General features: G+C 50.4%; 9 protein-coding genes and 1 pseudogene. 9 read left to right on the forward strand and 1 reads right to left on the reverse strand.

The window, feature by feature from the left end; genetic code table 11:
- Positions 1-268: 268 nt before the first annotated feature.
- The 9 genes from EOE67_RS09540 (at position 269) to EOE67_RS09580 (ending at position 9,789) form a co-directional block, all read left to right on the forward strand.
- A complete protein-coding gene (locus EOE67_RS09540) occupies positions 269-3,064 on the forward strand; it encodes a nitrate reductase (protein ID WP_206099541.1) in 2,796 nt (931 codons plus the stop codon).
- Positions 3,064-3,867: a uroporphyrinogen-III C-methyltransferase gene (gene cobA, locus EOE67_RS09545; protein ID WP_127698858.1), complete on the forward strand. Its 804-nt coding sequence runs from the start codon at positions 3,064-3,066 to the stop codon at positions 3,865-3,867. Before EOE67_RS09540 ends, cobA begins: the two co-directional genes overlap by 1 nt.
- Positions 3,868-4,150: 283 nt before the next feature.
- Entirely contained in the window at positions 4,151-4,543 is a 393-nt protein-coding gene (locus EOE67_RS09550) for a hypothetical protein (RefSeq protein ID WP_127698859.1), read from the forward strand.
- 215 nt (positions 4,544-4,758) lie between these two features.
- Positions 4,759-5,079 carry a helix-turn-helix domain-containing protein gene (locus EOE67_RS09555; protein ID WP_127698860.1) on the forward strand — a complete coding sequence of 107 codons (321 nt, stop codon included), beginning with the start codon at positions 4,759-4,761 and terminating at the stop codon, positions 5,077-5,079.
- A complete protein-coding gene (locus EOE67_RS09560) occupies positions 5,079-6,401 on the forward strand; it encodes a type II toxin-antitoxin system HipA family toxin (RefSeq protein WP_127698861.1) in 1,323 nt (440 codons plus the stop codon). The genes EOE67_RS09555 and EOE67_RS09560 overlap by 1 nt, the downstream gene beginning before the upstream one ends.
- 132 nt (positions 6,402-6,533) lie before the next feature.
- Positions 6,534-6,929, forward strand: a complete 396-nt coding sequence (locus EOE67_RS09565; RefSeq protein ID WP_206099542.1) for a GntR family transcriptional regulator — start codon at positions 6,534-6,536, stop codon at positions 6,927-6,929.
- An 11-nt stretch (positions 6,930-6,940) separates the two neighbouring features.
- The gene (locus EOE67_RS09570) at positions 6,941-7,819 is read left to right on the forward strand and encodes an ABC transporter ATP-binding protein (RefSeq protein WP_127698862.1); all 879 of its coding nucleotides are present in this window, start codon (positions 6,941-6,943) and stop codon (positions 7,817-7,819) included.
- A gap of 24 nt (positions 7,820-7,843) precedes the next feature.
- A complete protein-coding gene (locus EOE67_RS09575) occupies positions 7,844-8,590 on the forward strand; it encodes an ABC-2 transporter permease (RefSeq protein ID WP_127698863.1) in 747 nt (248 codons plus the stop codon).
- 38 nt (positions 8,591-8,628) lie between these two features.
- The gene (locus EOE67_RS09580; RefSeq protein WP_127698864.1) at positions 8,629-9,789 is read left to right on the forward strand and encodes an acyltransferase family protein; all 1,161 of its coding nucleotides are present in this window, start codon (positions 8,629-8,631) and stop codon (positions 9,787-9,789) included.
- A 113-nt stretch (positions 9,790-9,902) separates the two neighbouring features.
- Here EOE67_RS09580 and EOE67_RS21150 read toward each other — a convergent pair.
- Positions 9,903-10,012, reverse strand: a pseudogene (locus tag EOE67_RS21150) (IS110 family transposase); the annotation flags it as partial.

Genomic DNA, 10,012 nt, shown 5'->3' on the forward strand with positions numbered 1-10,012 from the left:
TTGCACTCTTTCGCGGCAGAGGTGAATTACGGTTTCAAAGGTGAATTTGTTAAGTCTATGAATCAATGAATAAAAATCATTGGCATCGCTTTTGCTGTGTTTTAATTAGTAGATAGCTTTATTTAGCAGATAGTTTTATCTAGTAGCCAATGAAATACGCAGAGCAAAGACGCTCACCCTGGTGTCACTTGAAAAAGTGCCGCTGCGGTGGGCGTTTTTTTTATGGGGCTTTATGTCAGGGAATAGCTCAGGAAACAGGTCAGGAATCATGGCAAACTCAACTTGTCCTTATTGTGGTGTTGGCTGTGGCGTGCAGGTGCGGCTTTCTGGTGCTGGCACTGCGACAGCTGCGAGCGCTGATGCGGTGCTGAGCGGCGATCCAACACATCCGGCTAATTTTGGCAGATTATGCGTCAAAGGCAGTGCGCTGGGTTCGACTTTACATAGCAACAACCGGCTGCTCCAACCCAATGTTCATGGGCAGAACTGCGACTGGCCAACCACTATCCAAAGTATTGCTGCATCCCTGACTAAAACCATTGCCGAGCACGGACCTGGCTCAGTAGCAATGTATTTATCCGGCCAACTGCTGACCGAAGATTATTATGTCGCCAATAAGCTGATGAAAGGTTTTATCGGCAGCAGCCATGTTGATACTAATTCCAGGCTTTGTATGGCATCAACCGTGGCTGGCCATAAACGCGCTTTTGGTGCCGATGTGGTGCCCGGCTGTTATGAAGATTTGGAGCTGGCGAATTTACTAGTGCTGGTCGGCGCCAATATGGCGTGGAACCACCCGGTGTTATGGCAGCGGATTGAAGCGGCACGGGAGCGCAACCCGGCGCTGAAAATCGTGGTGATTGACCCCAGAATCACCGCCACCGCGGCAGCCGCTGATTTGCATCTGCAGCTTAAACCGGGCACTGATACGGTGTTGTTTCATGGTTTGCTGGCGCAGTTGATCAGGGCGCAGCAGCTTGATAGCGAATTTATTCGGCAACATTGTCAGGGTTTTGCCGACCTGGCCGCCGATTTAGCCAAGCAACAATTAACGCTATCTGCGATCGCTGCCGGTTGTGACTTGCCGTTGTCGAGTGTGACCCAGTTTTATCAATGGTTTGGCCAAGAGCACAACACTGTCACCTTGTTCTCGCAAGGGGTCAATCAAGCGACTGACGGTACTGATAAAGTAAACGCGATTTTGAATTGCCACCTCGCCACCGGCCGCATCGGTAAACCAGGCGCCTCGCCATTTTCGCTGACCGGTCAGCCAAATGCGATGGGCGGGCGAGAAGTCGGCGGCCTTGCCAATCAGCTGGCGGCGCATATTGATTTTACTGATCCCGCGAAAATTGCGCTGGTGCAGCAGTTCTGGCAAGCGCCGAATATCGCAACCAAAGCCGGTTACAAAGCGGTGGAGTTATTTGAAGCGGTGGCGCGGGGCGAGATTAAAGCCATTTGGATCATGGCGACCAATCCGCTGGTGAGTATGCCGGACGCCGATGCGGTGAAGGCGGCGCTGGCAGCTTGTCCGTTGGTGATAGTTTCGGACATTTATCAGCACACCGATACGCTGGATATCGCCCATATCAAATTACCGGCGCTTGGTTGGAGTGAAAAAGACGGCACTGTCACCAATTCCGAACGACGGATTTCGCGCCAACAAGCCTTTCAACCAGCACCGGGGCAGGCCAAAGCCGATTGGCAAATTATCTGTGAAGTGGCGGCCGCTATGGGTTTTGCCGGGCAATTTACATTTGCCAATGCGGCTGAAATTTTTGCCGAACATGCGGCCTTGTCAGCTTTTCACAATGACGGCAACCGTGCTTTTGATTTATCCGGGCTTAGTACACTTAGCGCTGCGCAATATCAAAATCTTGCGCCCACGCAGTGGCCGGTCAACGCCGAAAATCCGGCAGGGCGGCAGCGGTTGTTTGCGGATGGCCGATTTTATACGCCAAATGGCCGGGCTAATTTTATTGCCATTGATGTGCGGGCTTTGCTGCAGGAAAAAGCAACGATCGACAGCAACAAACCCTGGTTATTAAACAGCGGTCGCATTCGTGATCAATGGCATAGCATGACCCGCACCGGCGCGGTCCCGGCGTTAATGCAACATCGTAGTGAGCCTTTTGTGGTGATGCATCCGGCTGATGCTGCTGCCGAAGGCTTGCGTGATGGTCAACTGGTGCAACTAACAAATTTATTGGGTGCGATGCGGGCGCGGCTGGAAATCAGTGAGGCGCAGCGCCGGGGTGAGCTATTTGTGCCGATGCATTGGACGGCGCAGTTTAGTCAGCAAGCGCGCTGTGATGTGCTGTTTGCGGCGAATGTTGACCCGGTGTCGGGCCAGCCAGCGCTGAAATTAAGCCAGGTGACGCTGGAAGCGGTGCCAGCAGGATTGGCGCTGTGGTTGTTTTGTCCGCAAATTTTAAGCCCGCAGCAGCTGGCGTTATTGCCGCTGGCCTATTGGGCACGCGTACCGCTGAACCATTGTCAGGTGTATCGGATGGTGCTGCCGTTGCAACATAAAGCTGACCTTTTTCAACTTCGAGCTGAGCTGTTGCAGTGGTTAGCGCAACTGCCATGTTCAACAACGGCAGCCGCAACTGCAACAGTTGAAAGTACAGACGAGCGCGCCTTTGATTATCGCGCGGCGGCGCTTAGCGACAATCAGCTGCAGTGGCTGCTGCTTTGTGGTGCCGACGGCATCGCGCCGGATGAAGCCTGGCTGGATAGTTGTTTTGCCGGGGCGCTTACTGTCGAAACGAGAGCTGTCGAGCGGCGCAGGCAATTACTGCAAGGTCGCCCAGCAGAAGCTTCGACCGCCAGCGGTGCGCTGATATGTAGCTGTTTTCAGGTACGTAGTAGCAGTATCGAACAAGCAATTATTGCCGGTGCACAGTGCACTAAAAGTCTCGGTGAACAGCTACGCTGCGGCACCAATTGTGGCTCTTGCTTGCCGGAGATCCGTGCGCTCCTTGCAAAAACTGGGGCAAAAACCGCGGCAAAAACCGTTGCAGCAACCGGGACAACACCCATTCAAATTTCTGAGGTGGCTTGATGAAACAACAAACTTCCAATAAAACCGGTCTGGTTTGGTTAGTCGGCGCCGGCCCTGGCGCAGTGGATTTGCTGACGCTGCGGGCTTACCAGCTGATCCAACACGCCGAAGTTGTGGTGTTCGACCGCTTGGTAAGCCCGGAAATTCTGCAGTTATTACCTGCAAATTGTCGTCGCTTTGATGTTGGTAAAAGCAAAGGTCAGCATAGCTGTAGCCAGGCAGAGATTGGCCGTTTGCTGGTGCGTTTGGCAAATGAAGGTAAACCGGTATTACGCCTTAAAGGCGGCGACCCCTGTATTTTTGGTCGTTTAGGCGAGGAGCTGGACGCATTGGCACAAGCCGGTATTTCGTATCAGGTGGTGCCAGGGATCAGCGCGGCTTCTGGCTGTGCCGCTGCTGCCGGCATTCCGCTGACCGAACGTGGCATCGCGCAACAACTGCGGTTTATCAGCGCCACCGATCAACATTCCGGTACCGGTCAGGACTGGCAGGCGTTAGCACAACCCGGCCAGACGCTGGTGTTTTACATGGGGTTGTCGGCGCTTCGTGACATCAGCCAGCAACTACAACAGCATGGTTTAGCTTCCGACTGGCCGGTGTTGTTGATTGAAAATGGCACCCGCGCTGATCAGCGGTTGGTACCAACCGATTTAGCCGGTGCCGAGCAAGCAGCGCGCAATGAAAATTTACAATCACCTTGCCTGATTATTGTCGGCCAGGTGGCCAGCCGGTATCTGGGATCGGTGGCTGAGGCTTCGGTGAAGAGTCAGGTACAGCTGTGGCAGCAAGAATATGCGGCTTAACACTTAAGCATTAGCAGACCTTCCGGCAAACTGACGTCGCGGTGAGTAGCGCCATCCGCAAAGTGTTGAATATCAACAGAAATTGTAGGGCGGACTCACCGAAGGTAGTCCGCCGGAGTTGGTTTCAGTGTATTTGTTGCCCATCGTGTTTCCTTTTTCACTCACAATGTTTACATTAAACTGGGACGACGCTTGGTCGGTCAACGGGTGTCCCATTCCCGTACAATCCGACAAAGTAGCGAAGCTACCCCCCCTAAAATGACAAGATGAAAAGGAAGTTCCAATGAAAAACATTGTTCAGACAGGTCTTTTGGTGTTGATGTCGGTGACGATAAATTCCGCAGCCGCAGCTGAAATTTCAGCAGATTTTATAAAAGCCGAAATTGAAGTCGCCTATTCTCAATATAAAACCGGGACGCCAGAAACCGGGATTTATGCGTTGGAAACTTTAGGCAGATTGCTTAAATCTGCTGATTCAGCTGCGTTACAAGCCGAGATCGGGCCGAACAATCTGCCTTTGACATATATCAGGATCGGCTTATTACACGAAAAAGCGGGTGACACCACCAAGGCCACGGCATTTTTTAATCAAGCGGCTGAACTGCTCAAAGACGAAAAAGTCGATATTGCACAGTTAAAACAAAAGGTGTTTCAGCTCGACAGTAAACAACACTAATGGTTTTGGCTGGTTGCCAGATCGTTTTAATTCTCAGAAATTAGTGATGTGCTGCGAAACTTAGTCTTTATATAAAACTCCTTTAGGGACTTTAAGTGCTTAAAAGTATCTTCTGCGATCCCTTTAGGGGCTTTTGTATATTTGGTTAGTTGCAAGCCTTAAAGGATCTGCTAAGCTGCATTTATGCTGTTTCTAATCCCTATAGGGGCTGTTATATGAATGCAAATGATGTCGCAGAATTAATTGGCCAACGAGTGCGGCAATATCGGTTAAATCAGGATTTGTCGCAAGAAGCCTTAGCACAATTGGCCAGCATATCGCTCAAAGCGGTCAAAAACGCTGAAGGGGGGAAAAGCACGCTCAGTACTTACAGTGCGCTGATGCTGGCATTAGGCCGCATCGATTATCTGCTCGCCGCATTTCCCGATGATGGCATCTCTCCGGTACAACTGTTACACAGCAGCACCCAACAAAAAAAACGGGCCAGTGGCAAAACAACTGCTGTGATCAGTTCTAAGCAGGAGCTTGACTGGTAATGGCCACCATCGAGGTAAAATACCAAGGTGAAGGCGTTGGTGCATTGAGTTATCAGCCGGGCGATACTGCCGCCCGTTTTGAATACTTTCCGGAATTTGTCGACAAGGGCATTCCACTGGCGCCGCTTACGATGCCAGCCGAAGCGCGGCGTATTTACACTTTCCCAGGTTTAAACTGGGACACCTTCCGAGGCTTGCCGGGGATGCTGGCAGACTCGTTGCCGGATGACTTCGGAAACGCCGTATTACAACGCTGGTTAGTACAACAACCAGGCCGAACCGCCGATTTAACGCCGCTAGAGCGGCTGCAATACACTGGTGCTCGGGGGATGGGCGCTCTTGAATATCTGCCGGTGCAGCAGCAGCGTTTGTTTCCTTCAGGCAAAGATATTCATCTGGAAACGCTGACGAAATTGGCGCAATCAGTATTGGATGCCCGCAATCATTTTCAGCATCAGGCTGAATTTAGCGATCATACGGAAGACAAAGCGATGATGCAGGCGTTGCTGGCGGTAGGAACCAGTGCCGGTGGCGCCCGTCCTAAGGCGCTGCTGGCATTTAATCAGGATTTTAGCCAGGTGCGTTCCGGCCAAGGTGACATTCCGGCTGGGTTTAATCACTATCTGCTGAAGTTTGACGGTGTCCGGGACAGGGATCGCGCGCAGCAAACCTTTGGTGATCCGTTGGGCTACGGCACCATGGAATATGTCTATCACCAAATGGCGGTCGCGGCAAAAATCGACATGATGCCATGTCATCTGTTAAACGAAGGCCATCGTCGCCATTTCATCACCCAAAGATTTGATCGCGTTGGTAATCACAAAAAACACATTCAAACCTTAACCGCGATTAAACATGTGAATTATCAAGCCATTGGCGCGTTTTCATATGAGGAACTATTTAAAGTCGCCCGCGAACTTAAACTGCCAAAAATCGACGCGTTAAATTTATTCCGGCGGATGGTGTTTAATCATGTCGCGACCAATCACGATGACCACAGCAAAAATTTTGCCTTTATGTTAGAGGGGAATAGCTGGCGGCTGGCGCCGGCATATGACGTTGCCTTTAGCTATAAACTCGGCAATCCCTGGGTCGAACAGCATTGGATGTCGTTAAATGGCAAGCGTAGCGGCCATGTCAGAAACGACTTCTATGCACTTGCCAGTACCCACTTACCGAGGGTTGAACTCGGCGAACTTGATGACATCATTGATGAAGTGATCACCGCAGTTTCGCAGTGGGATGTACTTGCGAAGGAGTTCGAAGTACCAGCAACTTTAGCCACAATTATCCACGACAATCTTCGGTTGACAGCATTTTAAGCCGTTTCAAATATTCTTCTTGACTGTGCATATCTGTATATATACTGTGTATATCAGGTATGCACAGGTGGCGGCATTGTTGGATCCACTGTTTAGGCTCCATTTATAAGAACCCGTCTTTTAGGAAACGCTATGACCTTTGGCTTGTTTCTGTCAGCGACAGACAAGAAACCGATGTATGTACAAATTGTTGAGCAAATCACCAGCAAAGTTGTGTTGGGGGATTGGCCGGCGGATATGGCGTTGCCTTCGATCCGGGAATTGGCGGCATCGACTCAAGTCAGCGTGATTACGGTGAAACGCGCATACACCGAGCTGGAACTGGCAGGGGTGATTGTCACTCAGGCGGGGCGAGGCTCTTTTGTGTCAACGCAGCCGGATTTGCAGCAACGGTTAAAACATCAACAGCTGATGGATCACCTGAGCCTGGCGGTCGATGTAGCAAGGCAATTGCAGGTGACGGATGAGCAAGTGCTGGACCTTTTACAGCAACAATTAAATCAACAACCTGAATTAAAGCAAACCTGAGGATGGCTCTAATGCAACAATTTGCTTTTGAAATGCGTGACATCAGTATCCGCTATCCGCATTTTTCGATGGAAAATCTTAATTTATCGTTGCCTAAAGGCCAGGTGATGGGATTGGTGGGGGTCAATGGCGCTGGTAAATCGACCACCATCCGGATGTTGATGGGGTTAGTAAAAGCAGATGCCGGCGAAGTCAAAGTTTTGGGTTACGACTTGCCAGCCCAGCAAGTGCAGGCGAAATACGACATCGGCTTTGCTTCGGATGATATGCGGCTATACAAAAGCCAGACTTTACAATGGCATATGGATTTTATTCACAGTGTTTTTCCGCAATTTGATCAAGCTTACGCCAAGGAATTACTAAAACGGTTTGAGCTGATTGGCGATCAGAAAATCAAAGGTTTATCGCATGGTCAACGGGTAAAAGCCTGTTTGCTGCTGGTGCTGGCCAGGCGTCCAAAACTATTGGTGCTAGACGAACCTACTACCGGGCTGGATCCAGTGGCGCGGGATGAAGTGATCAGCGAATTGGCCGATATTCTGCGCGACGATGAACGTAGTGTGTTGTTCTCGTCACACAATACCCACGACATCGAAAAACTGTCTGATCAGATCGCCTTTTTAGACCGGGGCAAGTTGCTGGCGCTGGAAGATAAAGAAAGTTATCTCGAACGGTGGGGGCGTTTCAGATGCCAGCTGCAACCGAATGCTAGCGAAACGGTCGCAGGCGCGGTCAGCATCAAACGTAACGGCCAATTGGCGGAAGTGATTACCGATCAGTGCACTGCAGAGTACGCAGTTGAGCTACAACAAGCCGGTTTTAAGGTACTGGAGCAGCACCGGATGTCGCTGGAAGAAATTTTCGTCGCCAATGTCAAACGTAGCAGATAAAAGCCGCAGCCAGGAGTGAAGCCGATGCCCAATACGCAAAACAACATCCAAAACAACACACTGACCAGCGCGCCAGCGAACCCGCGAAACGGCGCTTTCAGCAATACCCAGATGATTAAACTGCTGATCATCAAAGACTGGCAACTGATGAAAAAGTCGTTGGCAGCTTATATGGCGGGCGGGGTGCTGGTGATTGGCATGATGGGGATGGCGACGCCGCTGATGTTTAATATCGGCGCGGTGCTGATGATTACCCTGATGATCGTGATTGGCGCGCGCTCCTCAGTCGAACTGGTAGTCAACGAGAAAAAAGATCAGACCTTAGCCTTTATGATGAGCTTGCCGATCACCGCCCAAGATTATGCGCTGGCGAAGTTGTGCTCTAATTTAGCGCTGTATCTGGTGCCCTGGTTGTTACTGGTCGGCGGGATGTTGCTGGTGATTGTCAGCACGCCGATTTACCACGGTGTGATCCCGATTGTGGTCCTCGTCAGTGTGTTTATCCTGCTGTCGTATTGCAGTTATCTCGCCACCGCATTGTTAACCTATTCCGAAGGTTACACCGTGACGGTAATGATTATTACCAATTTGCTACTCAACGGTTTTATTCTGTGGATTTTAAGAATGCCGGAGATTAATCAGACGCTCGAAGCGCCAACCGCCAGTTGGAACAGCACCTCTATCAGCATGTTATTGGCTGGAATTGCCATGATCATTGGCATCTTAGTGCTCACGGCGTCCTTGCAAAAACGAAAAACCAGCTTTTTATAAGCCGTTATTTTTTTCCAGCGAGGTGAGGAGTCGCGGCTATGCCACATGGTGTTGAACCAGCACGTCTGTTTTATCTGGATAATTTGCGCGCACTCGCCATGCTGGCCGGACTATTTTTTCACGCCGCGCTGGCGTATAGCCCGATGTTACATTCGTTTTGGCCCAGTGCCGATCCGAAAAATCACCCGCTATTTGACCTAGTTGCCTGGGCCAGTCACCTGTTCCGGATGCCGGTGTTTTTTCTGTTGGCTGGCTTTTTTTGTGCGCTGCTGCTGCAAAAATCCGGCGGTCGGGCTTTTGTCAAAAACCGGCTGCTGCGCATTGTGTTACCCCTGCTGATTTTCTTGCCGCTGCTATGGCTGGCCATGGCCTGGGTGATCAAATTTGCACTGGTCTATGTCACACAAAAACCACCTTTTTTGTTGTTTGTACAGGCCATGATGGCGCAGTCAGAACCACCAAAACTACCGCTCAGTACCATGCACCTGTGGTTTTTATATCACTTGCTGTTTTTATACCTGCTCACCTGGTGTGGCCGGGTATTACTTAGCGATAACTTGCTCAATAAACTGCGTTCAATCAAGCCTAACCAGCTGTTGCTGCTGATGATTGTGGCGTGTGTACCGGCACTTTATGCGGTGTCGGTGCCGTTTCCGGCGCCAGAATGGATTTTCCCGGCGCTGTGGGCGTTGTGGTTCTATGGGCTATTTTTTGCTTTGGGTTATGGTTTTTATCGAGACCCACAATGGCTTGCACAATTTGACCCGGACCGACATCTTTACTTGCTGATTGGTGCGGTAAGTTATGCATTTTATTACTATTTATTGCCAGCTAACTTAATACCGCCGGGGTTAAATGCCGACACTCAACCGCAAGGTCTGCTGAAACTGAGCATCACGGCGTTTGAAGCTATCTGTGCGGTGTTATGGACCTTAGCTGCGGTGCTGTACGCCAGACGCTGTTTAAACATCAGCAGCCCGTTGTTGCGTTACATGTCGAAGGTTAGTTATTGGGTCTATATCGTGCATTTACCGCTGCTGTTTTTTATCCAGTTTGCGCTGACCGATCTCGTCTTGCCGATTGGTGTGAAATTTCTTGTGTCCAGTCTCGGTACTCTTGCGTTCAGTCTGCTGAGTTTCCATCTGTTGGTGTCATGGAGCTGGCTGGCAAGGATGCTGACCAGCGATAAAAAAACCTAAGCGTCATCAAATTATGGGGAATGCGGCGTACTGCCTTCGGCGAGTACGCCCTACGCAAAACATACTTAAATTATTGTTTTAAATTAATAAAGCTGTAGATACTCTGTTCCCTGTCAATTTTTTATGTGTTGTTCACTGAACAATAATGTTGAATCGAAGGCAGTCTGGGTCTGCATGCAGGCCCAGATACCCGTCAGATATTTTCGCATCACCGCACACTGTG

Origin of the sequence: Rheinheimera riviphila (genome assembly GCF_004005945.1) — a bacterium.
GTDB lineage: Bacteria > Pseudomonadota > Gammaproteobacteria > Enterobacterales > Alteromonadaceae > Pararheinheimera > Pararheinheimera riviphila.